Source organism: Pseudomonas sp. YL2 (assembly GCF_023063025.1).
Lineage (GTDB): Bacteria > Pseudomonadota > Gammaproteobacteria > Pseudomonadales > Pseudomonadaceae > Aquipseudomonas > Aquipseudomonas putida_A.
Window position 1 is genome coordinate 76,825 of the sequence record NZ_JAJSLU010000005.1, and the last position, 26,942, is coordinate 103,766.

A 26,942-nucleotide genomic window follows, 5' to 3' on the forward strand; every position below is an offset into this window, starting at 1 on the left:
GGGGGGGGGGGGTTTCCTCCCGGAGGGGGCCCCCCCCCCAGGGGGGTGGGGGGGAGCCCGGGAGCCGGGGAAAAAAAAACCCCCGCCTGCCCGGCGCGGGCGGGGTTTTTCGTTACAGGGGTAAGGCTGGCTTACATCATGCCGCCCATGCCACCCATGCCGCCCATGTCTGGCATACCGCCGCCAGCCGAGCCTTCTTTCTTCGGTGCATCAGCAACAGCTGCTTCGGTGGTCAGGATCAGACCGCCGATCGAGGCTGCAGCTTGCAGAGCGGAACGGGTTACCTTTGTTGGGTCCAGGATGCCCATTTCGATCATGTCGCCGTATTCGCCCGAAGCAGCGTTGTAACCGAAGTTACCTTTGCCGTTCTTCACTTCGTTGACGACTACGCTTGGCTCGTCGCCGGAGTTGGCAGCGATCTGGCGCAGCGGCGCTTCAACAGCGCGACGCAGTACAGCGATACCGACGTTCTGGTCAGCGTTGTCGCCGGTCAGTTCGGTCAGGGCTTCCAGAGCACGGATCAGCGCAACGCCACCGCCAGGTACCACGCCTTCTTCAACGGCTGCACGGGTTGCGTGCAGGGCGTCTTCAACGCGGGCCTTCTTCTCTTTCATTTCAACTTCGGAACCAGCGCCAACCTTGATCACTGCAACGCCGCCGGACAGCTTGGCCAGACGCTCTTGCAGTTTTTCACGGTCGTAGTCCGAGGAAGTTTCGGCAACCTGGGCACGGATCTGAGCGATACGGGCTTCGATGTCGCCTTGTACGCCAGCACCGTCAACGATGATGGTGTTTTCCTTGGACAGGGTCACGCGCTTGGCGTTACCCAGGTGCTCCAGGGTGGTGCTTTCCAGGCTCAGGCCGATCTCTTCGGAGATCACGGTACCGCCGGTCAGAACGGCGATGTCCTGCAGCATGGCCTTGCGACGGTCGCCGAAGCCTGGAGCCTTGACGGCTGCAACCTTGACGATGCCACGCATGTTGTTCACGACCAGAGTCGCCAGGGCTTCGCCTTCAACGTCTTCGGCAACGATCAACAGTGGACGGCCGGCTTTGGCAACGGCTTCCAGCACTGGCAGCATTTCGCGGATGTTCGAGATCTTTTTGTCGACCAGCAGGATCAGCGGGCCGTCGAGCTCGGCAACCATGGTGTCCGGCTTGTTGACGAAGTACGGGGACAGGTAGCCACGGTCGAACTGCATGCCTTCTACAACCGACAGTTCGTTTTCCAGGCCCGAGCCTTCTTCAACGGTGATCACGCCTTCTTTACCGACTTTTTCCATGGCTTCGGCAATGATGTCGCCGATGGAGTTGTCGGAGTTGGCGGAGATGGTACCTACCTGAGCGATAGCCTTGGTGTCAGCGCATGGCTTGGACAGGGCTTTCAGCTCTTTGACGATCGCGATGGTCGCTTTGTCGATACCGCGCTTCAGGTCCATCGGGTTCATGCCGGCAGCGACGGCTTTCAGACCTTCGTTGACGATCGACTGAGCCAGAACGGTCGCAGTGGTAGTACCGTCACCAGCATCATCGTTGGCACGGGAGGCAACGTCTTTGACCAGCTGCGCGCCCATGTTTTCGAAGCGATCTTCGAGTTCGATTTCCTTGGCGACGGAAACGCCGTCCTTGGTGATGGTCGGAGCGCCGAAGCTCTTCTCGAGAATCACGTTACGGCCTTTCGGGCCCAGGGTCGCTTTTACCGCGTCAGCCAGAACGTTGACGCCTTTGAGCATCTTGGAGCGAGCGGCATCGCCGAACTTAACTTCTTTAGCAGCCATGATCGATATTCCTTAAATACTTTGTAGTAACGGGAAAATGAACGGGGGGTATCAGCCTTCGATAACAGCGAGGATTTCGTTCTCGCTCATTACCAGCAGGTCTTCGCCGTCGACTTTCACAGTGTTGCTGCCGGAGTAAGGACCGAACACAACCTTGTCGCCTTCCTTCACGGACAGTGCACGCACTTCACCGTTTTCCAGAGCCTTGCCCGGGCCTACAGCGAGAATCACACCGTGGTTGGCTTTTTCAGCAGCCGAACCTGGCAGGACGATACCGCCAGCGGTTTTCTTTTCTTCTTCGCTGCGACGGATGACGACGCGGTCATGCAGAGGACGAAGCTTCATTGTCGATCTCTCCTAATTGTGGTTTTCATCGGCCGGTGTAGTCCCGGCGGGTTTAACAAATCCGGCCTGCGCCGGTTGCGGTTCGTCGAGCAAACCGCGGAAGTCTGTCCGGCTTGAATGCCGGAAACCTTTCGGTGACCGATACATAAGGGCGCATAAGCTTATTACAAGGGCGGGGGCAGAAAATTTTTCATCAATTGCCCCTTGAATGCCGCGCATAAACAAACGGCACCCGAAGGTGCCGTGTCGAAGCAGGGGTTACTTGCTGTCGCGATGTTCGAACTCGCCTTCGATCACATCACCCTCGCGGCCCAGAGGCTGACGCGGTGCAGGACCGCCACGGGGTTGCAGGTCGTCGGCGAAGGCCCGCTGACGAATTGCCTGTTCTTCGGCGCGCTGGCGCATCTTGTTCGCCAGCAGGCGACGGGTAAACGGCAGCAGCATCACCAGACCGACCACGTCGCTGATGAAGCCCGGCAGGATCAACAGGCCACCGGCCAAGGCTAGCATCAAGCCTTCAAGCATGGTCTGTGCGGGCAACTCACCGCGATTCAGGCTTTCACGGGCACGCAGTGCCGTGGCCAGACCGGCGACGCGCAGTACGAACACACCGAACATCGAGCCGAGAATGATCAGCAGCAGGGCCGGGAAAAACCCGATCGCCCCTGCCACTTTGACGAATACGAACAGCTCCAGCACCGGAAACAGCAGAAAGAGCAACAAAAAAGGGCGCATCAAAGATTCCTCAACGCAAGAAATGCCTTGCAGTAAGCCTTAGATGATGTCGCCCTTTCGTGAATTCAAGCGTCAGCCACCGCATTTTTTGGCCAGACCTCGGCGTGAGCCAGAGAAACCAAGGCTTCGCGCACTTGTATCGGCGTATGACAAGGCGCTGGAAACGGCAGCCAATACAGTGCCTGACCGATACGCAAGTGCATGCCTTCGCTGTCGATTCCGGCCAGTTGCGCCGGTACGGTTTTCGGCAACCCGCTGAGCTCCACGTAGTGGGCGATGGCTTTGGCGTGATCGCTGTTCATGTGCTCGACCATGCTGATTTCCGCCTTGCCGGCAAACGGGTTGGCCAGGGTTACTTGATCGACCCAGTGAATCGCACCGAAACCACCGATGTAGCGGTGACGCACCGGGTTGAGCACCCAGAAATCAAAGTCGTGGGCCTTGTGGTAGTTCTGCGAGTCGGGGAAATACCGGTAATAACGCTCGGCGGCGGCCTCGATGGCCGCCGGGTCTTCGAGCTTCTGCGCTTCGGCCAGATAGGTCAGGCGACCAACGGCCTGCACGTCGTCGGCTTCGCGCTCACCTACCAGCAGCGAACATTTCGGATCTTTCTGCAGGTTGTGGGTGTGCTGGGCGATGCGGCTGATCAGGATCAGCGGGCGGCCCTGCTCATCCAGGCAATACGGCACCACTGAGCCAAACGGGAAACCGGGCATCGATTTGGAGTGGGTGGACAATACGCCACGGTATTCCTTGAGAAGCAATTCTCGGGCATTCTTGGCCGCTTCAACGCTCAATTTATGACTCCTTAAATAGAATCCGTCGAAAAAACGGACAGGCGCCTGGGGATAAGTCCCGGTCACGCCATCGGGCAATGCTCATGTGCAATCCGGCCATAACCGGTACGGATCGAGCGTCGCCAATAACAAAAACCACTCAGACCGGCTATCGGGGCATGCGAATGCAACTCAACGACAAAGTAATCATTATCACCGGCGGTTGCCAGGGTTTGGGCCGTTCCATGGCCGAGTATTTCGCCGGCAAAGGCGCGAAGCTGGCCTTGGTGGATCTCAATCAGGAAAAACTCGACGACGCGGTGGCCGCCTGCAAGGCCAAGGGCGTGGAGGCGCGCAGTTATCTGTGCAACGTGGCCAATGAAGAACAGGTCGAGCACATGGTCGCGCAGGTTGCCGAAGATTTCGGCGCGATCCATGGCCTGATCAACAACGCCGGGATCCTGCGTGACGGCCTGCTGCTCAAGGTCAAGGACGGCGAAATGACCAAGATGAGTCTGGCCCAGTGGCAGGCAGTGATCGACGTCAACCTGACCGGCGTGTTCCTGTGCACCCGTGAAGTGGCGGCGAAAATGGTCGAGCTGAAAAACAGCGGCGCGATCATCAACATCTCGTCGATCTCCCGCGCCGGTAACGTCGGCCAGACCAACTACTCTGCCGCCAAGGCTGGCGTGGCCGCAGCCACTGTGACCTGGGCCAAGGAACTGGCGCGTTATGGCATTCGCGTCGCGGGCATTGCGCCGGGCTTCATCGAAACCGAGATGACTCTGGGCATGAAGCCGGAAGCGTTGGAGAAGATGACTTCGGGGATTCCGCTCAAGCGCATGGGCAAGCCGGAAGAGATCGCCCATTCGGCGGCGTACATCTTCGAGAACGACTACTACACCGGGCGGATTCTGGAGATGGATGGCGGCTTGCGGATCTGACTGCCAACACAGAAACCTATGTGGGAGCGAGCCTGCTCGCGAAAGCGGTGGATCAAACAACTCATCGGTTGAATGACACGCCGTATTCGCGAGCAGGCTCACTCCCACATTAGATTGTGTTTCTACTTATCAATCGTCGCTGATGCTGATATTAGGCATCGCCGGCGTCGCCGCTTCCTGCAACACAATGCGCGCGCCGACGTGGCGGGCCAGTTCCTGATAGACCATGGCAATCTGGCTGTCCGGTTCGGCGATCACCGTTGGCTTGCCGCCATCGGCCTGCTCGCGGATCAGCATCGACAGCGGCAGCGAGGCCAGCAGTTCGACGCCATATTGGGTCGCCAGCTTTTCGCCACCGCCCTCACCGAACAGATGTTCGGCATGTCCGCAGTTCGAGCAGATGTGCACCGCCATGTTTTCCACCACGCCCAACACCGGAATGTTGACCTTGCGGAACATTTCCACGCCTTTGCGCGCGTCCAGCAACGCCAGATCCTGCGGGGTAGTGACGATCACCGCACCGGCCACCGGGACTTTCTGCGCCAGGGTCAACTGGATGTCACCGGTACCTGGCGGCATGTCGATGACCAGATAATCCAGGTCACCCCACGCGGTTTGCGTAACCAGTTGCAGCAGTGCGCCGGAGACCATCGGCCCGCGCCAGACCATCGGCGTGTTGTCGTCGGTCAGGAACGCCATCGACATGACTTCGACACCGTGGGCCTTGAGCGGCACGAACCACTTCTGATCCTTGACCTCGGGGCGGGTGCGCTCGGGGATGCCGAACATGATGCCCTGGCTCGGGCCATAGATATCGGCGTCGAGAATCCCCACCTTGGCGCCTTCGCGGGCCAGCGCCAGCGCGAGGTTGGCCGCCGTGGTCGACTTGCCCACACCGCCCTTGCCCGAAGCCACGGCGACCACGTTCTTGACGTTGGCCAGGCCCGGGATCTGCGCCTGGGCCTTGTGCGCGGCAATCACGCTGTTGACCTCGACCTTGGCGATCGTCACCCCATCGAGGTTTTCGATGGCCAGTTGCAGCAACTGCGCCCAGCCGCTCTTGAACAGACCGGCGGCGTAGCCGATTTCCAGCTGCACGTTGACGCGATCACCGACGATCTCGATGTGCTTCACGCAACCGGCGCTGACCGGGTCCTGGTTCAGGTAGGGGTCGGTGTATTGGCTGAGGACGGCTTCCACCGCTGCGCGAGTGACGGCACTCATGGGCAACTCCGATAACAAGACTGGGAAAAGATGGCGGGTATCGTACGCTGGACGCAGATTTGTGGCGAACTGATTACTTGAGCAAGTCAGCACCTGTGGCGAGGGGATTTATCCCCGATCGGCTGCGCAGCAGTCGCAGAACCATCACCCGCGGTGTACCTGATAGGCCCTGATATCGGGTTTGGGGGCGGCTTCGCCACCCATCGGGGATGAATCCCCTCGCTACAAATGCTCTCAAAGTACCCAGCGGCACAGGGTGAAAAATATGCGCCAGCGCTTTATAGTGGCCGACCTCCGTTTCATCAAGTAGCGAAGCCCCACATGTCCGAACCACGCAAGATCCTCGTCACCAGCGCCCTGCCCTACGCCAACGGTTCGATCCACCTTGGCCATATGCTGGAATACATCCAGACCGATATGTGGGTGCGCTTCCAGAAGCATCGCGGCAATCAATGCATCTATGTCTGCGCCGACGACGCCCACGGTTCGGCGATCATGCTGCGCGCGGAAAAGGAAGGCATCACCCCGGAACAACTGATCGCCAACGTGCAGGCTGAACACAGCGCCGACTTTGCCGAGTTCCTGGTCGACTTTGACAACTTCCACTCCACTCACGCCGAAGAAAACCGTGAGCTGTCGAGCCAGATCTATCTGAAGCTGCGTGACGCCGGGCACATTGCCCAGCGCTCGATCACCCAGTATTTCGACCCGGAAAAGAAAATGTTCCTGGCCGACCGCTTCATCAAGGGCACCTGCCCGAAATGCGGCACCGAAGACCAGTACGGCGACAACTGCGAAAAATGCGGTGCGACCTACGCGCCAACCGATCTGAAGGATCCAAAGTCGGCGATCTCCGGCGCCACTCCGGTGCTCAAGGATTCCCAGCATTTCTTCTTCAAACTGCCAGACTTCCAGCAGATGCTGCAGACCTGGACCCGCAGCGGCACCTTGCAGGACGCCGTGGCCAACAAGATCGCCGAGTGGCTGGACGCCGGCCTGCAGCAGTGGGACATCTCCCGCGATGCGCCGTACTTCGGTTTCGAGATCCCGGACGAGCCGGGCAAGTACTTCTACGTGTGGCTGGACGCGCCGATCGGCTACATGGCCAGCTTCAAGAACCTGTGCGACCGCACGCCGGAGCTGGACTTCGACGCGTTCTGGGGCAAGGACTCGACCGCCGAGCTGTACCACTTCATCGGCAAGGACATCGTCAACTTCCACGCCCTGTTCTGGCCTGCCATGCTCGAAGGCGCCGGTTTCCGCAAGCCGACCGGGATCAACGTGCACGGCTACCTGACCGTCAACGGCCAGAAGATGTCCAAGTCCCGTGGCACGTTCATCAAGGCCCGTACCTACCTGGATCACCTGTCGCCGGAATACCTGCGCTACTACTACGCGGCCAAACTGGGCCGTGGCGTCGATGACCTCGATCTGAACCTCGAAGACTTCGTGCAGAAGGTCAACTCCGACCTGGTCGGCAAAGTGGTCAACATCGCCAGCCGTTGCGCCGGTTTCATCCACAAGGGCAACGGCGGCCTGCTGGTCGACAACAATGCCGCGCCAGAGCTGACCGAAGCCTTCCTCGCCGCGGCGCCAAGCATTGCCGACGCCTATGAAGCCCGCGACTTCGCCCGCGCCATGCGTGAAACCATGGCCCTGGCCGACCGCGCCAACGCCTGGATCGCCGACAAGGCCCCATGGTCGTTGAACAAACAGGAAGGCAAGCAGGATGAAGTCCAGGCGATCTGCGCCACTGGCATCAACCTGTTCCGCCAGCTGGTGATCTTCCTCAAACCGGTGCTGCCACTGCTGGCCGCCGACGCCGAGGCATTCCTCAACGTCGCCCCGCTGACCTGGAACGACCACACAACGCTGCTGGCCAACCATCAGCTCAATGAATTCAAGCCGTTGATGACCCGCATCGACCCGGTAAAAGTGCAAGCCATGACCGACGCCTCGAAAGAAGACCTGACCGCCAGCCAGACCGACACCGGCGCTGCCGCGCCTGCGGGCAACGGCGAACTGGCCAAGGATCCGCTGTCGCCGGAAATCGACTTCGACACCTTTGCTGCCGTCGACCTGCGCGTGGCTTTGATCGTCAAGGCTGAACACGTGGAAGGTGCCGACAAGCTGCTGCGCCTGACGCTGGACATCGGTGACGAGCAGCGCAACGTGTTCTCCGGGATCAAGAGCGCTTACCCGGACCCGTCGAAACTCGACGGTCGCCTGACCATGATGATCGCCAACCTCAAGCCGCGGAAAATGAAGTTCGGCATCTCCGAAGGCATGGTGATGGCCGCCGGCCCTGGTGGTGAAGAAATCTACCTGCTGAGCCCGGACAGCGGCGCCAAGCCGGGTCAACGCATCAAGTAAGACCCAGCGCTGAAACGATCCCACAGGCATGTTCTGCAGGCCTGTGGGATTTTTCATATCTGACCCACCCATCGCGGGTGCCGGATAATGCCTAACCTTAAGTGACACCCGCCCGTTGCTGCCGGCAGAACCATGACCGAACTTGCGCTTACGCTGATCAGTGCCGCCCTGCTCAACAACTTCGTGTTGCACTGGCCGCTGGGTGTCGATCCGCTGCTGGCCGGCAGTCGGCGCCAAGTGCATGCGCTGGGGTTGGCGACGGCGTGCCTGATGCTGAGCGTCGGCTTCATCGGGTACGTGCTCTGGCACTGGCTGCTGGTGCCGCTGCAACTGCAGGCACTGCAGCTGTTTGTATTCTTGCCGCTCAGCGTGCTGCTGATCGCGCCGCTGCTGAAGCTGTTGGCTCGTGCGCTGCCAGACTGGCCGTTCGACGGACTGTGGCCGCTATTGCTGGGTAATGCCGGCGTACTGGGGCTGGCCTTGATCAACGCGCAAAATGATCGCGGCCTGCTGCAAGCAACAGCGCTGAGCATCGGCGCCGGGCTGGGTTTCTGGCTGGTGCTGAGCCTGTTCAGCGACTTGCGTGAACGCACGGCGGACAACGACATACCCCTGCCCTTTCGCGGCTTGCCGATCGACCTGATCGGCGCCGGACTGATCGCAGTGATTTTTCTCGGATTCAGTGGACTGATCAAAACATGAGTCTGATTCAACTCATCGATGCCCTCCTGCCGCAGACCCAATGCGGCAAATGCGGCCACCCCGGGTGCAAGCCCTATGCGCAAGGCATCGTCGATGGCGAACCGATCAACAAGTGCCCGCCCGGCGGTGACGAAACCGTCGCCGCCCTGGCTGAACTGTTGAACGTGCCGGTGCTGGAACTGGACGTCAGCCGTGGCTCGGCACCGCCACAAGTGGCGTACATCCGCGAGGCCGAGTGCATCGGCTGCACCAAGTGCATCCAGGCCTGCCCGATCGACGCCATCGTCGGCGCGGCGAAACTGATGCACACCGTACTGATTGACGAATGCACCGGTTGCGACCTGTGCGTGGCGCCGTGCCCGGTAGACTGCATCGAGATGCATCCACTGCCGCTCGGCACCTTGCCGGTGGTCGGTGGCCTGGCTTCCAGCCTTGAAGAACTGCGCGCACGCGCGGCCAAACGCGATCATGCGCGCCAGCGTTTTGAACGCCGCAATGCCCGCCTGCAGCGCGAAGAACAGCGGAAACAGGCTGAACGCGAAGCCCGGGCGCAGCGTGCAGCGCAACCGGCGGTGGTTACTCTCGATCCGGTGCAGGCGGCTCTGGAACGGGTGCGCGCGCAGAAAGCCGCAACCGCCGACGCGGCATTGAAGAAAGCCAAAATCGATGTCGCCATGAGTCGCGCGCAATTGCACAAATCGCTAAAAGCCTTCGGCCATCCACCGACCTTCGAACAGCAATCGCAACTGATCGTGTTGCAACAGCAGTTTGAAGCCGCCGAACAGGTGTTGGCGAAACTCGAAAGCAGCGCCGCCACCGCTCCAGCCGCTGCGGCCCCGGTTCCGGCGAAAGACGCCGACCTGAAACGGGCGAAAATCCAGCTGGCCATGCGGCGCGCCGAATTGAAAAAGGCCCAGACCGCCGAAGCGCCAGCCGAGCAAATTGCCACGCTGGAACAGGCACTGCGTGATGCCGAGCAAGCCCTTCACGCCGCCGAGACGGCGAGCGAGCAGCCTGCGCCTGACCTGGTGCGGGTGGAAAAGCGCCCGCTCGACAACCAGCTTCGCCAGTTGAAAACCGAACTGGCCTACGCCCGCGCCGACCTGAGCAAACTCGAACGCCGCGCCGACACGCCGAACAACATCCTCGACAAGGCCCGCGCCCGCCTGCAGGCCGCCGAGCGTCAGGTGCAAGATCATGTCGCCCCGTGAAGCACCGGATGATCGCCTGCAACAGGCGATGATGCGGGTGCTACTGGCCACGCTGCCGGGGCTGTTGGCGTTGTTCTGGTTTTACGGCTGGGGCGTGTTGATCAACCTGATCCTGGCGGCGAGCACCGCGCTGCTGATCGAGGCTGGCGTCGCCCGCCTGCGCCGACAACCACTGCAACCAACGTTCAGCGATGGCAGCGCACTGGTCAGCGCGACACTGCTGGCCGCCGCCATGCCACCTTATTGCCCATGGTGGCTGACAGTTACGGCGGTGGCTTCGGGCCTGCTGTTCGGCAAACATTTATACGGTGGCATCGGCAAGAATCCGTTCAATCCGGCCATGCTCGGTTTCGCCCTGGCGATGCTGCTGTTCCCGGAGCCAATGACCCACTGGCCGGCGCATGGCATGAGTCTGCAGGCCGCTTTTGCACAGGTCCTGAATCTGGGCCAGGCTCCGGATGCCTGGGTTCAAGCCACCGCGCTGGACAGCCTGCGCATCAACAAAAGTCTGACCATGGATGAATTGTTCGCTGCCAACCCGGCATTCGGCCGTTTCGGTGGACGCGGCGTGGAGTGGATCAATCTGGCGTTTCTCGCCGGTGGACTGTTTTTATTGCAGCGCCGGGTGATTGCCTGGCAAGCGCCAGTTGGCATGCTGACCAGCCTGTTTGTCGTCAGCCTGCTCTGCTGGAACGGTTCGGGTTCGGATTCCCACGGCTCGCCGCTGTTTCATCTGCTGAGCGGCGCGACCATGCTCGGTGCCTTTTTCATCATTACCGAACCGGTATCCGGCGCCAAAAGTTCGCTGGCCCGACTGCTGTTCGGCGTGGGTGTCGGCTTGCTGACCTACCTGATCCGCACCTGGGGCGGCTACCCGGACGGTGTCGCGTTTGCCGTGTTGCTGATGAATCTGTGTGTACCGGCTCTGGAACGTTTTGCCGCTGCCCGCCAGACGCAGGTGCAATCATGAGCCGCGCAGCTGCTTTCGTGGCGCTTGTGCTGCTGGCCGGTGCCGGTCTCGGCCTGACTTATGTGGTGCAGCGCGCCAGTGCGCCGCAGATTGCCAGCGAGCAACGCCTGCTCGACAGCCGCAAATTGCTGGATCTGATCGCGCCCGATGCCTACGACAATCAGCCGCTGGAGCAGCCGCTGGCGCTGACTGATACAACATTGAGCCACAGCACGCTGCTGACAGGTTACCGCGCAAGCAAATCCGGTCAGCCAGTGGCAGTGTTGTTGCGCACCCAGACCGAGGGCTATGCCGGCGCTATCGAACTGCTGATCGCCATCGATGCCAACGGAAAACTGCTGGGGGTAAAAACCCTGCGGCACAACGAAACCCCGGCGCTCGGCGGACTCATCGGCGACTGGCCGAACCACTGGCTGGCGACATTTACCGGCAAGTCGCGCAACTCACCTGACGACGCAGGCTGGGCTCTGAAAAAAGATCAGGGACAGTTCGATCAACTGGCCGGGGCAACCGTCACTTCCCGGGCTACCGTCAATGCCATTCATGACGCCCTGCGTTACTTTGATGAGCACCGCGCAACCTTGCTGGGGAGCGGATCATGATCCGGCCAACGAATCTGACAAACACGTTGATGCTGATGCTGCTGCTTGGCACCAGCGCGACATTGGCTGGCGCGCTGGGCATGCTGTTGATGTCGAGCGTTGTGGTGGTAATTTACGGCGCATGCATCGGCCCGCTGCGCTCGCGGTTGTCTGGCAACAACCTGATGCTGGCCAGTCTGCTGCTGGCCGCCACCCTGACCAGTTGCGCCAATATCCTCGCGCAGCGCTGGGCGTTGCAGTGGCAACAGTCAGTCGGAATCTATGCCGGGCTGATCGCCTTGCAGTGTGTGGTGCTGGAATACAATGGATTCTTTCGTCAGGCGTTTGCCCAGCGCCTTAAGTTTTTTGGCCTGTCGAGCGGGCTGCTACTGGCGCTGGCGGCACTGCGTGAACTGTTCGGTCAGGGCCACATCGGCCGTGGCCTGTCGGAACACTGGCAAGGCCTGATTCTGTTCAACGAAGGGCTGCACTTGCTCTCCCTGGTTCCCGGCGCCTTCATCGTGCTGGGGCTACTGCTCGCCGCCCGCCAGGCCTGGACCCGCTCGAACGCTCTCCCCAAGGAAACACATCACCCATGAATGCCGCCAAACGTCTGGAAATTTTCCGCAGACTTCATGAAGACAATCCCGAGCCGAAGACCGAGCTGGCCTATTCCTCACCGTTCGAGTTGTTGATCGCGGTCATTCTTTCGGCGCAGTCAACCGACGTCGGCGTCAACAAGGCCACGGCCAAACTGTTCCCGGTGGCCAATACCCCGGCGGCGATCCACGCGCTGGGCGTCGAAGGGCTGTCCGAATACATCAAGACCATCGGCCTCTATAACAGCAAAGCGAAAAACGTGATCGAGACCTGTCGCATGCTGGTCGAGTTGCACAATGGCGAAGTCCCGCAGACGCGTGAAGAACTGGAAGCGCTGCCCGGCGTCGGTCGCAAGACGGCCAACGTGGTCCTCAATACCGCTTTTCGCCAACTGACCATGGCGGTCGACACGCACATTTTTCGCGTGAGCAACCGCACCGGCATTGCCCCGGGTAAAAATGTGGTTGAAGTGGAAAAGAAGCTGATGAAGTTTGTGCCAAAAGACTACCTGCTGGACTCCCACCACTGGCTGATTCTGCACGGTCGCTATGTGTGCCTGGCGCGCAAGCCACGCTGTGGCAGCTGCCGCATCGAAGATTTGTGTGAGTACAAACACAAAACCTCGGACGATTGATTGGCTATTGGAATAATTGATTCTTCGATTGAAAAAATCTTTTTTACCCGCAGCAGGAATATCGATATAAGGGGCGCCAAAGGCAGTCTTAGCCTGGAGTTCACCTTATGACTGACAGCAAAGAACAACTGGACGTAGATGAAGATTTTACCGTTGTGGATACCGACGACGCCGAACCGGTGGTCGAGGTCGCCAAGACCAATCTGAGTAAACGTCGCACCATCGATAACCTGCTTGAGGAGCGCCGACTGCAAAAGCAGTTGGCCGATTACGATTTTGATCTCTGACACTTGAAAGCCTCCCAAACCGGAGGCTTTTTACTTTCTGCTGAATCCGACACTGAGCGGCCCATGCCCCGTCGGTATTCCTGATCATCAGACCAGTCCGTTGCGTTGTGCCAATTCAATCAGGTCCACCAGCGAGCGGGCATTGAGCTTCAATAACAGACGGGTCTTGTAAGTGCTGACCGTCTTGTTGCTGAGAAACATGCCGTCGGCGATTTCCTTGTTGGTCTTGCCACGCGCCAATTGCTGCAACACCATCATTTCCCGCCCGGAGAGGCGATCCACCATATCGGCCTCACTGGCATTACCAAGACTGGTACGCACGGTGTGCAGGGCCTGATTTGGAAAATAGCTGTAGCCGGACAGTACCGCTTTGATCGCACTGAGCAACTCAGTCAAATCCTGTTGCTTACATACATAACCCGCAGCACCTGATTGCATGCAGCGCATTGAAAAATGACCCGGTGCCTGGGAGGTCAACACCAGTACTTTCAACGGCATGGGTGTCGAGTTCAGACGCGCAATAACTTCAAGACCATCGAGTTTCGGTATTCCAATATCCAGAATAACGATATCCGGCATCTGTTCACGCGCAAGTTGCAAAGCATCCACACCATTATCCGTTTCTGCAATGACTTCGTAGCCATGACGCTCCATCAGCATACGCACAGCAAGACGAATGACGGGATGATCATCCACGATCAGCACTTTATTCATGGGCAAGTCCAGTTTCGCTGTTCGAATTTTTAGAGCACGCACAATAGCCCAGTCACTTCTGACATGGCACAAGAGAGTTTCATTGCAATCCCAGCAAAAGACATTCCCTACAGCAAATAAAGATTATTCCTACAAAAAAACCCATACAGGCGATTTTCAAATGGGATGACCTATCTTCTGGCCTTCACATCGACGCAAAAAACATGACGTCCTGAAAGCCACGCGAACTCTACTTTCGAGGCAGACGGCTCAGCGAGCGGCTGAAAAAACGCGATAATCCATTGACTGCACATCGCTACACAGCGCCGGCCCCGGCAGCTTATAAGTTGAAAAAAACAACGTGAACCCAATCAAAAACACTTTGATAAATCAACATCTGAAACAAGATACTTCTATCCAAGCGTTATCATTTAATATAAAAATTATCTCGACCAGAAAGTTGCAACACCCCATACAAAACAACTCAACATACGTATTGGAAAAACACAATTAATGAGCACCTTCCATGATAAAAATCAGAAGAAAAATAACCAACCCCATGACTGTAATTGCGATATTTGCATTTATTTCCGAATCGTCGGCTGCCATTTCCTTACCCTTTCTTGATAACGCCGAAAGAGAAGTCTACATCTGGTTCCTGATCAGTTTTCCGTTTTACTTGCTATTGCTATTCTTTTTAACGCTGAACTTCAACTACCGTTCGCTCTATGCGCCCTCGGACTTCGATAAGGACGACAGTTTTCTAAAAAGTTTCGAGGAGTTGAAACAGCCCGAGCTCCACTCCTGTTCGCCTCCAGCAAGAGCGTTTGTGGTAGCAGGTGAAGTATCAGCTGCCAACGGATTGGAGTGGACGTTGTCCGTACATAGCGTTGACCTCAGGCAACTCCCTCCTTGCAGCGCTGAAGAATCCTGCCCGGAGCGACCGTGGATTGAGCACAACATTCAGCTGCCTAAATCCATCGGCACATTGTGCGCCATAGACGTACGTCGGTTGAGTAGCGCACAGGCGTTCAATGCGCTGGCAGAACACTTTCCGCATCTTGGCAAACACTCAGCCAAGGCAGTGATATTTTTGACCGACTCTGCGTGCGACGTTTTGCTCAAGCAAATTATCCCGACCCTTATCAAACAGTCGAAAAAAAGCGGAGGCGCCAAACTTCTCGTTGCTTACAACGTAAGCACACAAACCACCACGGTTTTGAGAGGAGCATGAGCGTAGAGTAGATGCCTGAAGTGGACATTCAAGAAAATGCTGGAGTTGGCGGCAATGACCAAAGCTCTGGATTAACGTCAGACAAACACAGAAAAGAAAATGGCGGCATTGTCATTGAGACAAGCCGCCATTTTTACAGCCCTGCAAGGCTTAGAACAGCTTGCGGCCCTTGTTGGCAGCAATGCGCATGCGCAGCGCGTTGAGCTTGATGAAGCCCGCCGCGTCGGCCTGGTTGTAGGCGCCACCGTCTTCTTCGAAGGTCGCGATATTAGCGTCGAACAGCGAATCGTCGGACTTGCGGCCGGTAACGATCACGTTGCCCTTGTACAGTTTCAGGCGAACCACACCGTTCACGTTGACCTGGGAAGCGTCGATCATCTGTTGCAGCATCAGACGCTCCGGGCTCCACCAGTAACCGGTGTAGATCAGGCTGGCGTATTTCGGCATCAGCTCGTCTTTGAGGTGAGCGACTTCGCGATCCAGAGTGATCGATTCGATGGCGCGGTGCGCGCGCAGCATGATGGTGCCGCCCGGGGTTTCGTAGCAGCCACGGGACTTCATGCCCACGTAACGGTTTTCAACGATGTCGAGACGACCGATACCGTGAGCGCCACCGATCTTGTTCAGCGTTGCCAGTACGGTGGCCGGAGTCATTTCGACGCCGTCCAGCGCGACGATGTCGCCGTTGCGGTAGGTCAGTTCCAGGTATTGCGGGGTGTCGGGAGCCTTCTCCGGGGAGACGGTCCAGCGCCACATGTCTTCTTCGTGCTCGGTCCAGGTGTCTTCCAGCACGCCGCCTTCATAGGAGATGTGCAGCAGGTTGGCGTCCATCGAGTACGGGGACTTCTTCTTGCCATGACGCTCGATCGGGATCGCGTGCTTCTCGGCGTAGTCCATCAGCTTCTCGCGGGACAGCAGGTCCCACTCGCGCCAAGGGGCAATCACTTTAACGCCAGGCTTGAGTGCGTAGGCACCCAGTTCGAAACGCACCTGGTCGTTGCCCTTGCCGGTGGCACCATGGGAAATGGCATCGGCGCCGGTTTCGTTGGCGATTTCGATCAGGCGTTTGGCGATCAGCGGACGTGCGATGGAAGTACCCAGCAGGTACTCGCCTTCGTAAACGGTGTTGGCGCGGAACATCGGGAACACGAAATCACGCACGAATTCTTCGCGCAGGTCATCGATGTAGATTTCTTTGACGCCCATGGCCTGAGCCTTGGCGCGAGCCGGCTCGACCTCTTCGCCCTGACCCAGGTCAGCAGTGAAGGTCACCACTTCACAGTTATAAGTATCCTGCAGCCACTTGAGGATCACCGAAGTGTCCAGGCCGCCGGAATACGCCAGAACGACCTTGTTTACGTCCGCCATGCCATCACTCCACGGGGTTCTACGGAAAGCCGAGGAGTCTACCGCTCAAATCCGATAATTTACAGAGGCGCGACAGCTTAAGACGACAAAGCGACAGAATCTGTCGACAGCGCGACGATGACCAGCGGGTCAGGAAGTCGCCGCGGCGTTGGCAGGCGTACTGGCTTGCGGTGCTGGCGCGGTAGTCGGCGCGACTCGCGCGAGCTTCACGCTGACCCGACGATTCTTCGCCCGGTTGGCCGCATTGTTGTTCGGCACCAGCGGGTATTGCTCGCCGTGGAAACGCACGGTGATCTGCGATTCGGCGATGCCGTTGGCCTTGAAAAAGTCGACCACCGCCAGCGCGCGACGACGCGACAGCTCACGGTTGGTCAGACGGTTGCCGCTGTTGTCGGAATAGCCATCCAGTTCGATGTGATTGACCGTCGGATCGGCCTTCATGAACTCGAGCATCACCTGCAGCTTGGCTTTGGCGGCGGCATCCAGATCGGTGCCTTCGCCGGGGAAGCCGATCTGCGATTGCTTCACCTGATCGAAATTCTGCGGCAGCAACTTCGCCACACACGTCTGGTAATCATTGAACGCTTTGCTGAACTTCACCGGCAGCAGACGCACTTCCGAAACCCGGCCATCGCCGGACGCACGGCGCACCACCGGACTGCGACCGTCCAGCAAACCGCTGATCAGCCCGCCGGCCTGGGATTGTGAGCTGTTGAACAGCACGTTGCCGGTGCCGATCCTGACGCTGCCCAGATTGATGTCGTTGCGCCCCGGCTGCCATGGCGCCGCCGCGGCAAGCAACGTCGCCGAACCGCCGCCGAGCATGGCGTTGTAGGCATTGAGGCGGAATATCGCCTGCTCGCCGGCTTTGCGCACGAACTGGCCCGAGCCGAAATCGGTGATCGGCTGGGTCAGGCGGCACTCGAACTTGTCGCCCTCGACCGTCCACTCAATGTTCTCCAGACGCGTCTGGTAGGTCAGCGCCATCGCGGGGAGGCTGGCAAACACACTGAGCAAGGCTAAATATCGCTGGCGCACGGGAGGCTCCATTGGCTTCTGTAACACAAAGACCGATTCACACTATGTTTACGGCATACCTACGGGATATCGGAAGGTTCCTGCAAAACTTGATAGCGGGTGCCTGCAAGAGTCTTTTCCGGTAGCATTCCCCTCAGTTTGACCCGCCTGGAATCCCCTCATGTCCGACCGCCTGACCCTGCTGCGTCCCGACGACTGGCACATTCATCTACGCGATGGTGCCGTGTTGACCAATACCGTTGCCGATGTTGCGCGCACCTTTGGCCGCGCCATCATCATGCCCAACCTGGTACCACCGGTGCGCAACGCCGCTGAAGCCGATGGCTATCGCCAGCGGATTCTCGCTGCCCGCCCGGCCGGCAGTCGTTTCGAACCGCTGATGGTGCTGTACCTCACCGACCGCACCCAGCCCGAAGAAATTCGTGAGGCCAAGGCCAGCGGTTTCGTGCACGCCGCCAAACTGTACCCGGCCGGCGCCACCACCAACTCCGATTCCGGCGTGACCAGCATCGACAAGATCTTCCCGGCGCTGGAAGCCATGGCTGAAGTCGGCATGCCGCTGCTGATCCACGGCGAGGTCACCCGTGGCGATGTCGACGTCTTCGACCGCGAAAAGATTTTCATCGATGAGCACATGCGCCGTGTGGTCGAGCGTTTCCCGACGCTCAAAGTGGTGTTCGAACACATCACCACCGGCGACGCGGTGCAGTTCGTCAACGAGGCTTCGGCCAACGTCGGCGCCACCATCACCGCGCATCACCTGCTGTACAACCGCAACCACATGCTGGTGGGCGGGATCCGGCCGCACTTCTATTGCCTGCCGATCCTCAAGCGTAATACCCATCAGGAAGCCCTGCTCGACGCCGCCACCAGCGGCAGCGCGAAGTTCTTCCTCGGTACCGACTCGGCGCCGCACGCCCAGCACGCCAAGGAAGCCGCCTGCGGCTGCGCCGGCTGCTACACCGCGTACGCCGCCATCGAGCTGTATGCCGAAGCCTTCGAACAGCGCAACGCGCTGGACAAGCTCGAAGCGTTCGCCAGCCTCAACGGTCCGCGCTTCTACGGCCTGCCGGTCAACACCGATCGCATCACCCTGGTTCGCGAAGAATGGACCGCCCCGACCAGCCTGCCGTTTGGCGAGCTGAACGTTATCCCGCTGCGCGCCGGTGAAAAACTGCGCTGGCGCCTGCTGGAGGAACACGCGTGAGTGAAGACCATTTCGACGACGAACTGGACGGTCAAGGTGGCGGCGGCGGTTCCCGTCACCCAATGGCAGCACGTTTTCGCGGTTACCTGCCGGTAGTCGTCGACGTAGAGACCGGTGGCTTCAACTCGGCCACCGACGCTCTGCTGGAGATTGCCGCGACCACCATCGCCATGGACGAAAAGGGTTTCGTTTACCCGGACCACACCTACTTCTTCCGCGTCGAACCTTTCGAAGGCGCCAACATCGAAGCGGCAGCGCTGGAGTTCACCGGGATCAAACTCGATCACCCGCTGCGCATGGCGGTCAGCGAAGAAACTGCGCTGACCGACATCTTCCGTGGCATCCGCAAGGCGCTGAAGGCCAACGGCTGCAAGCGCGCGATTCTGGTCGGCCACAACAGCAGCTTCGACCTGGGCTTCCTGAATGCTGCGGTTGCGCGTCTGGACATGAAGCGCAATCCGTTCCACCCGTTCTCCAGCTTCGACACCGCGACACTGGCCGGTCTGGCTTACGGTCAAACCGTGCTGGCCAAGGCCTGTCAGGCAGCGGACATCGACTTCGACGGCCGTGAAGCGCATTCGGCGCGTTACGACACCGAGAAGACTGCCGAGCTGTTCTGCGGCATCGTCAACCGCTGGAAACAGATGGGCGGCTGGGAAGACTTCGACGACTGATCCTCGTCGGGTATTTCCCGCGCATAAAAAACCGGCCACATGGGCCGGTTTTTTGTACCGCGACGTTGCGCCTTACAGGGCAGCAGCGTTCTCGGTCAGGTAAGCCGCAACGCCTTCTGGCGAAGCGTTCATGCCTTTGTCGCCTTTTTTCCAGTTGGCAGGGCAGACTTCGCCGTGCTCTTCGTGGAATTGCAGAGCGTCGACCAGACGGATCAGCTCTTCCATGTTACGGCCCAGCGGCAGGTCGTTGATGATCTGCGAGCGGACAACGCCCTTGTCGTCGATCAGGAACGCGCCACGGAAAGCCACGCCGCCCTCGGACTCAACGTCGTAGGCCTTGGCGATTTCGTGCTTCATGTCGGCAGCCATGGTGTATTTCACCTGGCCGATGCCGCCATTGTTGACCGGAGTGTTGCGCCAGGCGTTGTGGGTGAAGTGCGAGTCGATCGACACGGCAACCACTTCCACGTTGCGCGCCTTGAAGTCGGCCATGCGGTTGTCCAGAGCGATCAGCTCGGACGGGCAGACGAAGGTGAAGTCCAGTGGGTAGAAGAACACCAGGCCGTATTTGCCTTTGATGGCCGAGGACAGGGTGAAGCTGTCAACGATCTCGCCATTGCCGAGTACGGCCGGGACGGTGAAGTCTGGGGCTTGTTTGCCTACGAGTACGCTCATGGATATCTCCTGGTGAATAACTTGAAGTTCAGGGCCCGGGCCAGCCTGCCACCCTGAGGCGACAGCCCTGTGACACGAACCCTCTTCGCAAGGGCCGACCATCATACACTGCGTTTTTCGCCTGTCCTTAACGGTTTTTTGCCCAAGGCGGATAACGGACCAGCATTTTCGGGGCCAGGCAATTCGCCATTAACCACCGTTCGTCAGTGACCAGCCTTTCGATCAAAAACCATTCAGAAAGCACTTTGACAATCATTCTCGTTAACATTAAGATCCATCGCAATTGAGTCACAACCAGCGACGGTTCTCACTTATGTATGTTTGTCTCTGCACTGGCGTCACCGACGGACAAATCCGCGAAGCGATCTATGAAGGTTGCTGCAGCTACAAAGAAGTCCGCCAGGCCACCGGCGTCGCCAGCCAATGCGGCAAATGTGCGTGCCTTGCCAAGGAAGTGGTGCGTGAAACCCTGACCAAGCTGCAAACCGCTCAAGCCGCGATCCCCTATCCGGCAGAATTTACTGCTGCGTAATTACCCCCATTTCGAAGAACCGGACTAATGTCCGGTTTTTTTATGCCAGCAAATCAATCGGTTAGACGCTAGACGCGGAACACAAACATTCTTATTCAGATTTAATTTCATTTATTATTCAATAACTTAGGTTTGACACTTATAACTACCAAGCTCAAACTCCGCCTTATATACAGCTAATACAGGGCAGGACTCCCATCATGAAAGGCGACATTACAGTCATCCAGCATCTCAACAAGATCCTTGCCAATGAACTGGTCGCGATCAATCAGTACTTCCTGCATGCGCGCATGTATGAAGATTGGGGCCTGAACAAGCTGGGCAAGCACGAGTACCACGAATCCATCGACGAGATGAAGCACGCGGACAAGCTGATCAAGCGCATTCTGTTCCTCGAAGGCCTGCCGAACGTGCAGGATCTGGGCAAGCTGCACATCGGCGAGCACACCCAGGAGATGCTGGAATGTGACCTGCGTATCGAGAAGACCGGCCACGCCGATCTGAAAGCCGCCATCGCCCATTGCGAATCGGTTGGCGACTTTGGCAGCCGTGAACTGCTCGAAGACATTCTCGAATCCGAAGAAGAGCATATCGACTGGCTGGAAACCCAACTGGGCCTGATCGATAAAGTCGGTCTTGAGAACTATCTGCAATCGCAGATGGGCGAAGAGTAAATAAGCGCCCGCTGAATTCGCGACACTAAAAAGCCCCGCCCTCTTTCGAGGTGCGGGGCTTTTTATTGGCAAATCCCGGATCAGATGCAGATCCCTGTGGGAGCGAGCTTGCTCGCTCCCACAAAAACCGGATCAGGCTTCGGACTTGGCCGCAGCAGCCTTGGCCGATGCTTCCTTGACCAGAGTCTGCAGCTCACCGTTGGCGAACATTTCAGCCATGATGTCGCTACCGCCGACCAGCTCACCGCCGACCCACAGTTGCGGGAAAGTCGGCCAGTTGGCGTACTTTGGCAGGTTGGCGCGGATTTCCGGGTTCTGCAGGATGTCGACGTAGGCGAACTTCTCGCCACAGCCCATTACAGCCTGCGCAGCTTTCGCGGAGAAGCCACACTGCGGGGCATTCGGCGAGCCTTTCATGTAAAGCAGAATGGTGTTGTTGGCAATCTGCTCTTTAATCGTTTCGATGATATCCATGGAGCACCTCGGCTGAACTTTCCGACTCATGGGTCGGCACGGTGACGCATTGTAACGGAATCCCGAGCGCCATGCTCGGTCTCCCCGACGGTCTCGTTCAGGCCGCTGCCACCGTCACCGGCACGCCATTGAGCGCGGCGTTACCCGACAACTCGTCGAGCTGGCATTCATCGGTCAGGTCGTTGGCACTCGATCCCGGCTGCCCACTGGCGATTGCCATTTGCACGCCCGGCCGAGCATGTCCCCAACCGTGCGGCAGGCTGACCACGCCCTTCATCATGTCCAGACTGCCGAGCACCTCGACCTCGATCTGCCCTACCCGCGAGCTGACGCGAACTAACTGACCATCGTTGAGCCCACGGCTGGCGAGGTCATCCGGGTGCATCAGCAATTGATGCCGTGGCTTGCCCTTCACCAGACGATGGTAGTTATGCATCCACGAATTGTTGCTGCGCACATGGCGCCGGCCGATCATCAGCAGCTCATCGGCCGCCGGCGCCTGCAAGGCCGCAAAGCGTGCGAGATCGGCGAGAATTTCCGGCGGCGCAGCCTGCACCCGTTGATTCGGCGTCTTGAGGCGTGCAGCCAGATTAGGCTTCAACGCCCCAAGATCAATCCCGTGCGGATGATCGAACAATGTCGCCAATGACAGCTTTTGCTCGGACGCATCGCCATACAGGCCCATGCGCAGCCCCATGTCGATCATCTTCGCCGGCGGTATCGTCGGTTTCAGTTCCTTGCCGGTCTTCTCGGCAAAGGCCTTGGCCAGGCCGACAAAGATCTCCCAGTCGTGTAATGCGCCGTCGGGCTTGGCGAGAATCGCGCGGTTGAAGCGGGTGACGTTGCGTACCGCGAACAGATTGAAAGTAGTGTCGTAATGATCGTTCTCCAGCGCCGAGGTCGACGGCAGAATCAGATCGGCGTAGCGCGTGGTTTCGTTAATGTACAGGTCGATGCTGAGCATGAACTCCAGACCATCGAGCGCCTGCTCCAGTTGCCGGCCGTTCGGTGTCGACAACACCGGATTGCCGGCCACGGTGATCAGCGCACGAATCTGCCCTTCGCCTTCGGTGAGCATCTCTTCAGCCAGCGCCGACACCGGCAGCTCGCCGCCGTACTCGGGTCGCCCGGAGACCCGGCTTTGCCATTTGTTGAAATGCCCGCCCGAGGTCGATGCCACCAGATCCACCGCTGGCTCTGTGCACAAGGCACCGCCGACGCGATCGAGATTGCCAGTCACCAGATTGATCAACTGCACGACCCAATGGCATAGCGTGCCGAAGGCCTGAGTGGAAACGCCCATCCGGCCGTAGCAAACAGCGCTTGGTGCAGCGGCGAAGTCCCGGGCCAGTTGGCGGATCTGTTCAGCGGGAACGGCGCACAGCGGGCTCATGGCTTCGGCAGTGAACGTGGCGACGGCTGCGCGCACTTCATCAAGGCCATCAACCGGCAAGTGACAGTCACGGGTCAGGCCTTCGCTGAAAAGCGTATTGAGTAAGCCAAACAACAGCGCCGCGTCGCCACCCGGCCGCACAAACAAGTGCTGATCGGCGATAGCTGCCGTTTCGCTGCGCCGTGGATCGACCACCACCACTTTGCCGCCGCGGGCCTGAATCGCCTTCAGGCGTTTCTCGACATCGGGCACGGTCATGATGCTGCCGTTCGATGCCAGCGGATTACCGCCCAGGATCAGCATGAAATCGGTGTGATCAATGTCCGGGATCGGCAACAGCAAGCCGTGGCCGTACATCAGGTAACTGCTCAGGTGATGCGGCAACTGATCGACCGAAGTCGCCGAGAAGCGATTGCGCGTCTTCAGCAGGCCGAGAAAGTAGTTGCTGTGAGTCATCAGCCCATAGTTGTGCACGCTCGGGTTGCCCTGGTAGACCGCCACCGCATTCTGCCCGTGACGCTGCTGAATCGCCGCCAGACGCTCGGCCACCAGTGCGAAGGCTTCGTCCCACTCGATCGGCAGCCATTCGCTGCCGACCCGGCGCATCGGCTGGCGCAGGCGGTCGGGATCATTCTGGATGTCTTGCAGGGCCACGGCCTTGGGGCAGATGTGCCCACGACTGAACGTGTCGAGCGCGTCCCCCTTGATCGAGGTGATCGCGACGTTGCCATCGGTTTCGGTGGTCTCGATGGTCAGGCCGCAGATGGCTTCGCACAGGTGGCAGGCACGGTGATGGAGAGTCTTGGTCATGGCCAGTCTCTGTCTTGTTCTGGGCAGGCAATCAGGCCCGCGGGAACAAAACTATGGCCCCGGCGCAGATCCTGCGCCAGCGACGTTCGTCTTGTGAATCGACGGTTATCAGGCGAGCCGATACACCGCCATGTTCAGTTCGACGGCAGCTGCGGCGGCGCGGCCAACTGAATTTCCTGAATGGTTTCGATCTGCTCGTGGGCGACGTGCACGCCGGTGAGTTCGCCGATCAACCGCCAGTGCTCGTCGAGCCCGGCACTGATGGTCGCCATGCGATCGATCATGTGGCGGCCGGCGGTCTTGACCACTTCGTCCTCGCTGCGCAGCAGCTCGAAAGACATCGAAGTGACCGACGCGGTGAGATGGGTCAGTGAGCGAGCTGTGTGGCCCAGCAGTTCCATTAACAGTTTTTCTTTCGATTCCATGCGGAGGCTTCCTGCGTCGCTCGAAACTTATTTATAACCCAGCACTTTGCTTTAGCAAATGTTTCAGTCTGAGCATCCGACCAAGTGATGGCATGGCGCCACGGTCGTAAACCGACCTGGTCGACGTGATCCCCGCCACGCCGCATTGCCAAGCCCCGCGAGGCCGGTGTACAAAGAGGCTCGCTGCTGTCCTGAACCCGGCTTCAAATGCGTACTGCAACATCCCGTGCGCTCTCCGAATCCCGCAAAAACCGTAGCCTATTGGCGTAACGCGACATTTAGTGTCAATATCGCGCCTTCCCCTATTTCGTCGCCCCGTGCGGCTTACGCCGCAGGTCTCGCCCGTTGTTCCGTTAAACAAGGCTTTGAGCATCTGCGGTCTGTAGCAAAAAGGTAGTCAATGATGAGCGCAAGGCACTTTCTCTCCCTGATGGATTGCACGCCCGAAGAGCTGGTCAGCGTGATCCGTCGAGGCGTTGAGCTCAAGGACCTGCGTAACCGCGGCGTACTGTTCGAGCCCCTGAAAAACCGCGTCCTGGGGATGATCTTCGAGAAATCCTCGACCCGTACCCGGATCTCCTTCGAGGCCGGCATGATCCAGCTCGGCGGCCAGGCGATCTTCCTGTCGCCGCGTGACACCCAGCTGGGCCGTGGCGAGCCGATCGGCGACTGCGCCATCGTCATGTCGAGCATGCTCGACGCGGTGATGATCCGTACCTTTGCCCACAGCACCCTGACCGAATTCGCCGCCAACTCGCGCGTGCCGGTGATCAACGGCCTGTCCGATGACCTGCACCCGTGCCAGTTGCTGGCCGACATGCAGACCTTCCTCGAGCACCGCGGCTCGATCCAGGGCAAGACCGTGGCCTGGATCGGCGACGGCAACAACATGTGCAACAGCTATATAGAAGCGGCGATCCAGTTCGACTTCCAGTTGCGCGTTGCCTGCCCGCAGGGCTACGAGCCTAATCCTGAATTTGTCGCCCGCGCCGGCGATCGCGTGACCATCGTCCGTGATCCGCAAGACGCCGTGCGCGGTGCGCATCTGGTGAGCACCGATGTCTGGACTTCGATGGGTCAGGAAGAGGAAACTGCCAAGCGCCTGAAGTTGTTCGCTCCGTTTCAGGTGAACCGCGCCCTGCTCGATCTGGCGGCCGAAGATGTGCTGTTCATGCACTGCCTGCCGGCGCACCGCGGTGAAGAAATCAGCCTCGACCTGCTTGATGACCCGCGTTCCGTCGCCTGGGATCAGGCAGAAAACCGTCTCCACGCACAGAAGGCCCTGCTCGAGTTCCTCGTCGAACCGGCATATCACCACGCATGAGCCATGAATTACTGCTGAACCTGCGCAACCTCGCTTGCGGCTATCAAGATCAACGCGTGGTGCAGAACCTCAATCTGCACCTCAACGCCGGTGACATCGGCTGCCTGCTCGGCTCGTCCGGCTGCGGCAAGACCACCACCCTACGCGCGATTGCCGGTTTTGAACCGGTGCACGAAGGTGAAATCACCCTGGGAGGCGAAACCATTTCCAGCGCCGGTTTCACCCTGGCGCCGGAGAAACGCCGGATCGGCATGGTGTTTCAGGATTACGCGCTGTTCCCGCACCTGAGTGTTGCAGACAACATCGCCTTCGGTATCCGCAAGCACCCGAACAAGGAGCGCGTCACCGAGGAGCTGCTGGAACTGGTCAATCTGAAGAATCTAGGCAAGCGCTTTCCCCACGAGTTATCGGGTGGCCAGCAACAGCGTGTCGCCCTAGCCCGGGCACTGGCGCCGGAGCCGCAATTGCTGCTGCTCGACGAGCCATTCTCCAACCTCGATGGCGAACTGCGGCGCAAACTCAGCCACGAAGTGCGCGACATCCTCAAGGCCCGTGGCACCAGTGCGATTCTGGTGACTCACGATCAGGAAGAAGCCTTCGCCGTCAGCGATCACGTTGGCGTGTTCAAGGAAGGTCGTCTGGAGCAGTGGGACACGCCCTACAACCTCTACCACGAGCCGGCGACGCCGTTTGTCGCCAGCTTCATCGGTCAGGGTTATTTCATCCGCGGCCAGCTCGGCAGCCCGGAATCGGTGCAGACCGAACTCGGCGAACTGCGCGGCAACCGCGCCTACACCTGGCCGGTGGGCGGTGCGGTGGATGTATTGCTGCGTCCGGATGACATCGTTTATGCGCCGGACAGCGGGTTGAAAGCGCGGATCGTCGGCAAGACGTTCCTGGGTGCCTCGACCCTGTATCGCCTGCAACTGCCGACCGGTGCGCAACTGGAATCGATTTTTCCGAGCCATGCCGACCATCAGGTGGGGGCGGAGGTGGGGATTCGCGTAGCGGCTGAACATCTGGTGTTGTTCCAGGCATCGGGCAGCACTGCCGCGCAAATCCCGGCTGCGGAAAACGGCGTCCGCCGCTACAGCACCGCCCTCTGATCCGCCCCGGATCAAAACTGTGGGAGCGGGCTTGCTCGCGAATGCGGTATATCAGCCACCATCATCGTTGACTGACACCCCGCATTCGCGAACAACTCCCCGCCCCGCGCCGAACGCTGGCACGCGGTCAAACTGGATTTGCCCAAACGTTTCGA

At 59.2% G+C, this 26,942-nt stretch carries 28 protein-coding genes; 16 read left to right on the forward strand and 12 right to left on the reverse strand.

Annotation, left to right across the window (positions count from 1 at the left end):
- Positions 1 to 131 precede the first annotated feature (131 nt).
- From groL to LVD08_RS09595, 4 genes are all read right to left on the reverse strand, one after another.
- Complete coding sequence (gene groL / locus LVD08_RS09580) at positions 132 to 1,778, reverse strand: chaperonin GroEL (RefSeq protein ID WP_007964008.1); 1,647 nt, start codon at positions 1,776 to 1,778, stop codon at positions 132 to 134.
- A gap of 51 nt (positions 1,779 to 1,829) precedes the next feature.
- Complete coding sequence (locus LVD08_RS09585; protein WP_007916610.1) at positions 1,830 to 2,123, reverse strand: co-chaperone GroES; 294 nt, start codon at positions 2,121 to 2,123, stop codon at positions 1,830 to 1,832.
- A gap of 258 nt (positions 2,124 to 2,381) precedes the next feature.
- A complete protein-coding gene (locus LVD08_RS09590; protein ID WP_096795133.1) occupies positions 2,382 to 2,858 on the reverse strand; it encodes an FxsA family protein in 477 nt (158 codons plus the stop codon).
- A gap of 65 nt (positions 2,859 to 2,923) precedes the next feature.
- The gene (locus LVD08_RS09595) at positions 2,924 to 3,655 is read right to left on the reverse strand and encodes a HugZ family pyridoxamine 5'-phosphate oxidase (RefSeq protein ID WP_096795134.1); all 732 of its coding nucleotides are present in this window, start codon (positions 3,653 to 3,655) and stop codon (positions 2,924 to 2,926) included.
- Between the two features lie 164 nt (positions 3,656 to 3,819).
- Here LVD08_RS09595 and LVD08_RS09600 point away from each other — a divergent pair, with 164 nt between their 5' ends.
- Positions 3,820 to 4,578, forward strand: a complete 759-nt coding sequence (locus tag LVD08_RS09600) for an SDR family oxidoreductase (protein ID WP_016773416.1) — start codon at positions 3,820 to 3,822, stop codon at positions 4,576 to 4,578.
- Positions 4,579 to 4,707: 129 nt separating this feature from the next.
- On the opposite strand, the gene apbC is transcribed toward LVD08_RS09600, so the two are convergent.
- Positions 4,708 to 5,802 carry an iron-sulfur cluster carrier protein ApbC gene (gene apbC, locus LVD08_RS09605; RefSeq protein WP_027612056.1) on the reverse strand — a complete coding sequence of 365 codons (1,095 nt, stop codon included), beginning with the start codon at positions 5,800 to 5,802 and terminating at the stop codon, positions 4,708 to 4,710.
- A 321-nt stretch (positions 5,803 to 6,123) separates the two neighbouring features.
- On the opposite strand from apbC, the gene metG reads away from it, so the two are divergent.
- The 8 genes from metG (at position 6,124) to LVD08_RS09645 (ending at position 13,160) form a co-directional block, all read left to right on the forward strand.
- Positions 6,124 to 8,175, forward strand: a complete 2,052-nt coding sequence (metG, locus tag LVD08_RS09610; protein WP_096795136.1) for a methionine--tRNA ligase — start codon at positions 6,124 to 6,126, stop codon at positions 8,173 to 8,175.
- Between the two features lie 132 nt (positions 8,176 to 8,307).
- Positions 8,308 to 8,877 carry an electron transport complex protein RnfA gene (locus tag LVD08_RS09615; protein WP_103367379.1) on the forward strand — a complete coding sequence of 190 codons (570 nt, stop codon included), beginning with the start codon at positions 8,308 to 8,310 and terminating at the stop codon, positions 8,875 to 8,877.
- Positions 8,874 to 10,088 (forward strand): electron transport complex subunit RsxB, encoded by a 1,215-nt coding sequence (rsxB, locus tag LVD08_RS09620; protein ID WP_247268017.1) that lies wholly within the window; start codon positions 8,874 to 8,876, stop codon positions 10,086 to 10,088. Before LVD08_RS09615 ends, rsxB begins: the two co-directional genes overlap by 4 nt.
- The gene (locus LVD08_RS09625) at positions 10,075 to 11,058 is read left to right on the forward strand and encodes an RnfABCDGE type electron transport complex subunit D (protein ID WP_247268018.1); all 984 of its coding nucleotides are present in this window, start codon (positions 10,075 to 10,077) and stop codon (positions 11,056 to 11,058) included. The genes rsxB and LVD08_RS09625 overlap by 14 nt, the downstream gene beginning before the upstream one ends.
- Complete coding sequence (locus tag LVD08_RS09630; protein ID WP_247268019.1) at positions 11,055 to 11,660, forward strand: RnfABCDGE type electron transport complex subunit G; 606 nt, start codon at positions 11,055 to 11,057, stop codon at positions 11,658 to 11,660. Before LVD08_RS09625 ends, LVD08_RS09630 begins: the two co-directional genes overlap by 4 nt.
- The gene (locus LVD08_RS09635; protein WP_247268020.1) at positions 11,657 to 12,238 is read left to right on the forward strand and encodes an Rnf-Nqr domain containing protein; all 582 of its coding nucleotides are present in this window, start codon (positions 11,657 to 11,659) and stop codon (positions 12,236 to 12,238) included. Before LVD08_RS09630 ends, LVD08_RS09635 begins: the two co-directional genes overlap by 4 nt.
- Positions 12,235 to 12,873 (forward strand): endonuclease III, encoded by a 639-nt coding sequence (nth, locus tag LVD08_RS09640; RefSeq protein WP_003227707.1) that lies wholly within the window; start codon positions 12,235 to 12,237, stop codon positions 12,871 to 12,873. Before LVD08_RS09635 ends, nth begins: the two co-directional genes overlap by 4 nt.
- A gap of 107 nt (positions 12,874 to 12,980) precedes the next feature.
- Positions 12,981 to 13,160: a PA3496 family putative envelope integrity protein gene (locus LVD08_RS09645; RefSeq protein WP_027612063.1), complete on the forward strand. Its 180-nt coding sequence runs from the start codon at positions 12,981 to 12,983 to the stop codon at positions 13,158 to 13,160.
- A gap of 87 nt (positions 13,161 to 13,247) precedes the next feature.
- Here the strand turns inward: LVD08_RS09645 and LVD08_RS09650 are convergent, their stop codons facing one another.
- Positions 13,248 to 13,874, reverse strand: a complete 627-nt coding sequence (locus LVD08_RS09650; RefSeq protein WP_003227711.1) for a response regulator transcription factor — start codon at positions 13,872 to 13,874, stop codon at positions 13,248 to 13,250.
- 505 nt (positions 13,875 to 14,379) lie between these two features.
- On the opposite strand from LVD08_RS09650, the gene LVD08_RS09655 reads away from it, so the two are divergent.
- Entirely contained in the window at positions 14,380 to 15,087 is a 708-nt protein-coding gene (locus tag LVD08_RS09655) for a hypothetical protein (protein WP_247268021.1), read from the forward strand.
- Positions 15,088 to 15,237: 150 nt separating this feature from the next.
- Here the strand turns inward: LVD08_RS09655 and LVD08_RS09660 are convergent, their stop codons facing one another.
- Together LVD08_RS09660 and LVD08_RS09665 are read right to left on the reverse strand one after the other, a co-directional pair.
- On the reverse strand, positions 15,238 to 16,455 hold the full coding sequence (locus LVD08_RS09660) for an argininosuccinate synthase (RefSeq protein ID WP_027612065.1): 1,218 nt from the start codon (positions 16,453 to 16,455) through the stop codon (positions 15,238 to 15,240).
- A 129-nt stretch (positions 16,456 to 16,584) separates the two neighbouring features.
- A complete protein-coding gene (locus LVD08_RS09665) occupies positions 16,585 to 17,493 on the reverse strand; it encodes a flagellar protein MotY (protein ID WP_096795143.1) in 909 nt (302 codons plus the stop codon).
- A gap of 160 nt (positions 17,494 to 17,653) precedes the next feature.
- On the opposite strand from LVD08_RS09665, the gene pyrC reads away from it, so the two are divergent.
- Together pyrC and rnt are read left to right on the forward strand one after the other, a co-directional pair.
- Positions 17,654 to 18,700, forward strand: coding sequence for a dihydroorotase (gene pyrC, locus LVD08_RS09670; protein WP_047599389.1), 1,047 nt, complete (start codon positions 17,654 to 17,656; stop codon positions 18,698 to 18,700).
- A complete protein-coding gene (rnt, locus tag LVD08_RS09675; RefSeq protein WP_007963973.1) occupies positions 18,697 to 19,374 on the forward strand; it encodes a ribonuclease T in 678 nt (225 codons plus the stop codon). The genes pyrC and rnt overlap by 4 nt, the downstream gene beginning before the upstream one ends.
- 72 nt (positions 19,375 to 19,446) lie before the next feature.
- Here rnt and LVD08_RS09680 read toward each other — a convergent pair whose 3' ends face one another.
- Positions 19,447 to 20,049 carry a peroxiredoxin gene (locus LVD08_RS09680; protein ID WP_007963972.1) on the reverse strand — a complete coding sequence of 201 codons (603 nt, stop codon included), beginning with the start codon at positions 20,047 to 20,049 and terminating at the stop codon, positions 19,447 to 19,449.
- A 313-nt stretch (positions 20,050 to 20,362) separates the two neighbouring features.
- Between LVD08_RS09680 and LVD08_RS09685 the strand changes: the two genes are divergently transcribed.
- Together LVD08_RS09685 and bfr are read left to right on the forward strand one after the other, a co-directional pair.
- Entirely contained in the window at positions 20,363 to 20,581 is a 219-nt protein-coding gene (locus tag LVD08_RS09685; protein WP_007953193.1) for a bacterioferritin-associated ferredoxin, read from the forward strand.
- 200 nt (positions 20,582 to 20,781) lie between these two features.
- Complete coding sequence (gene bfr, locus LVD08_RS09690; RefSeq protein WP_003227727.1) at positions 20,782 to 21,255, forward strand: bacterioferritin; 474 nt, start codon at positions 20,782 to 20,784, stop codon at positions 21,253 to 21,255.
- Between the two features lie 132 nt (positions 21,256 to 21,387).
- On the opposite strand, the gene grxD is transcribed toward bfr, so the two are convergent.
- The 3 genes from grxD to LVD08_RS09705 all read right to left on the reverse strand — a co-directional run bounded on the left by grxD (position 21,388) and on the right by LVD08_RS09705 (position 24,357).
- Entirely contained in the window at positions 21,388 to 21,729 is a 342-nt protein-coding gene (grxD, locus tag LVD08_RS09695) for a Grx4 family monothiol glutaredoxin (protein ID WP_003227729.1), read from the reverse strand.
- Between the two features lie 97 nt (positions 21,730 to 21,826).
- The gene (locus tag LVD08_RS09700; protein WP_247268022.1) at positions 21,827 to 23,932 is read right to left on the reverse strand and encodes a molybdopterin oxidoreductase family protein; all 2,106 of its coding nucleotides are present in this window, start codon (positions 23,930 to 23,932) and stop codon (positions 21,827 to 21,829) included.
- 134 nt (positions 23,933 to 24,066) lie between these two features.
- The gene (locus tag LVD08_RS09705) at positions 24,067 to 24,357 is read right to left on the reverse strand and encodes a hypothetical protein (protein ID WP_027612069.1); all 291 of its coding nucleotides are present in this window, start codon (positions 24,355 to 24,357) and stop codon (positions 24,067 to 24,069) included.
- Between the two features lie 403 nt (positions 24,358 to 24,760).
- On the opposite strand from LVD08_RS09705, the gene argF reads away from it, so the two are divergent.
- Both argF and LVD08_RS09715 read left to right on the forward strand, forming a co-directional pair.
- A complete protein-coding gene (gene argF / locus LVD08_RS09710; protein WP_095136949.1) occupies positions 24,761 to 25,681 on the forward strand; it encodes an ornithine carbamoyltransferase in 921 nt (306 codons plus the stop codon).
- On the forward strand, positions 25,678 to 26,787 hold the full coding sequence (locus tag LVD08_RS09715; protein ID WP_247268023.1) for an ABC transporter ATP-binding protein: 1,110 nt from the start codon (positions 25,678 to 25,680) through the stop codon (positions 26,785 to 26,787). The genes argF and LVD08_RS09715 overlap by 4 nt, the downstream gene beginning before the upstream one ends.
- Positions 26,788 to 26,942 lie beyond the last annotated feature (155 nt).

Excerpts from the sequence above, each read along its gene's own strand:
- groL (WP_007964008.1), bottom strand. The coding sequence starts at position 1,778 with ATGGCTGCTAAAGAAGTTAAGTTCGGCGATGCCGCTCGCTCCAAGATG.
- LVD08_RS09585 (WP_007916610.1), bottom strand. The coding sequence starts at position 2,123 with ATGAAGCTTCGTCCTCTGCATGACCGCGTCGTCATCCGTCGCAGCGAA.
- LVD08_RS09590 (WP_096795133.1), bottom strand. The coding sequence starts at position 2,858 with ATGCGCCCTTTTTTGTTGCTCTTTCTGCTGTTTCCGGTGCTGGAGCTG.
- LVD08_RS09600 (WP_016773416.1), top strand. The coding sequence starts at position 3,820 with ATGCAACTCAACGACAAAGTAATCATTATCACCGGCGGTTGCCAGGGT.
- apbC (WP_027612056.1), bottom strand. The coding sequence starts at position 5,802 with ATGAGTGCCGTCACTCGCGCAGCGGTGGAAGCCGTCCTCAGCCAATAC.
- metG (WP_096795136.1), top strand. The coding sequence starts at position 6,124 with ATGTCCGAACCACGCAAGATCCTCGTCACCAGCGCCCTGCCCTACGCC.
- LVD08_RS09615 (WP_103367379.1), top strand. The coding sequence starts at position 8,308 with ATGACCGAACTTGCGCTTACGCTGATCAGTGCCGCCCTGCTCAACAAC.
- rsxB (WP_247268017.1), top strand. The coding sequence starts at position 8,874 with ATGAGTCTGATTCAACTCATCGATGCCCTCCTGCCGCAGACCCAATGC.
- LVD08_RS09625 (WP_247268018.1), top strand. The coding sequence starts at position 10,075 with ATGTCGCCCCGTGAAGCACCGGATGATCGCCTGCAACAGGCGATGATG.
- LVD08_RS09630 (WP_247268019.1), top strand. The coding sequence starts at position 11,055 with ATGAGCCGCGCAGCTGCTTTCGTGGCGCTTGTGCTGCTGGCCGGTGCC.
- LVD08_RS09635 (WP_247268020.1), top strand. The coding sequence starts at position 11,657 with ATGATCCGGCCAACGAATCTGACAAACACGTTGATGCTGATGCTGCTG.
- nth (WP_003227707.1), top strand. The coding sequence starts at position 12,235 with ATGAATGCCGCCAAACGTCTGGAAATTTTCCGCAGACTTCATGAAGAC.
- LVD08_RS09645 (WP_027612063.1), top strand. The coding sequence starts at position 12,981 with ATGACTGACAGCAAAGAACAACTGGACGTAGATGAAGATTTTACCGTT.
- LVD08_RS09650 (WP_003227711.1), bottom strand. The coding sequence starts at position 13,874 with ATGAATAAAGTGCTGATCGTGGATGATCATCCCGTCATTCGTCTTGCT.
- LVD08_RS09655 (WP_247268021.1), top strand. The coding sequence starts at position 14,380 with ATGATAAAAATCAGAAGAAAAATAACCAACCCCATGACTGTAATTGCG.
- LVD08_RS09660 (WP_027612065.1), bottom strand. The coding sequence starts at position 16,455 with ATGGCGGACGTAAACAAGGTCGTTCTGGCGTATTCCGGCGGCCTGGAC.
- pyrC (WP_047599389.1), top strand. The coding sequence starts at position 17,654 with ATGTCCGACCGCCTGACCCTGCTGCGTCCCGACGACTGGCACATTCAT.
- LVD08_RS09680 (WP_007963972.1), bottom strand. The coding sequence starts at position 20,049 with ATGAGCGTACTCGTAGGCAAACAAGCCCCAGACTTCACCGTCCCGGCC.
- LVD08_RS09685 (WP_007953193.1), top strand. The coding sequence starts at position 20,363 with ATGTATGTTTGTCTCTGCACTGGCGTCACCGACGGACAAATCCGCGAA.
- bfr (WP_003227727.1), top strand. The coding sequence starts at position 20,782 with ATGAAAGGCGACATTACAGTCATCCAGCATCTCAACAAGATCCTTGCC.
- grxD (WP_003227729.1), bottom strand. The coding sequence starts at position 21,729 with ATGGATATCATCGAAACGATTAAAGAGCAGATTGCCAACAACACCATT.
- LVD08_RS09700 (WP_247268022.1), bottom strand. The coding sequence starts at position 23,932 with ATGACCAAGACTCTCCATCACCGTGCCTGCCACCTGTGCGAAGCCATC.
- LVD08_RS09705 (WP_027612069.1), bottom strand. The coding sequence starts at position 24,357 with ATGGAATCGAAAGAAAAACTGTTAATGGAACTGCTGGGCCACACAGCT.
- argF (WP_095136949.1), top strand. The coding sequence starts at position 24,761 with ATGAGCGCAAGGCACTTTCTCTCCCTGATGGATTGCACGCCCGAAGAG.
- LVD08_RS09715 (WP_247268023.1), top strand. The coding sequence starts at position 25,678 with ATGAGCCATGAATTACTGCTGAACCTGCGCAACCTCGCTTGCGGCTAT.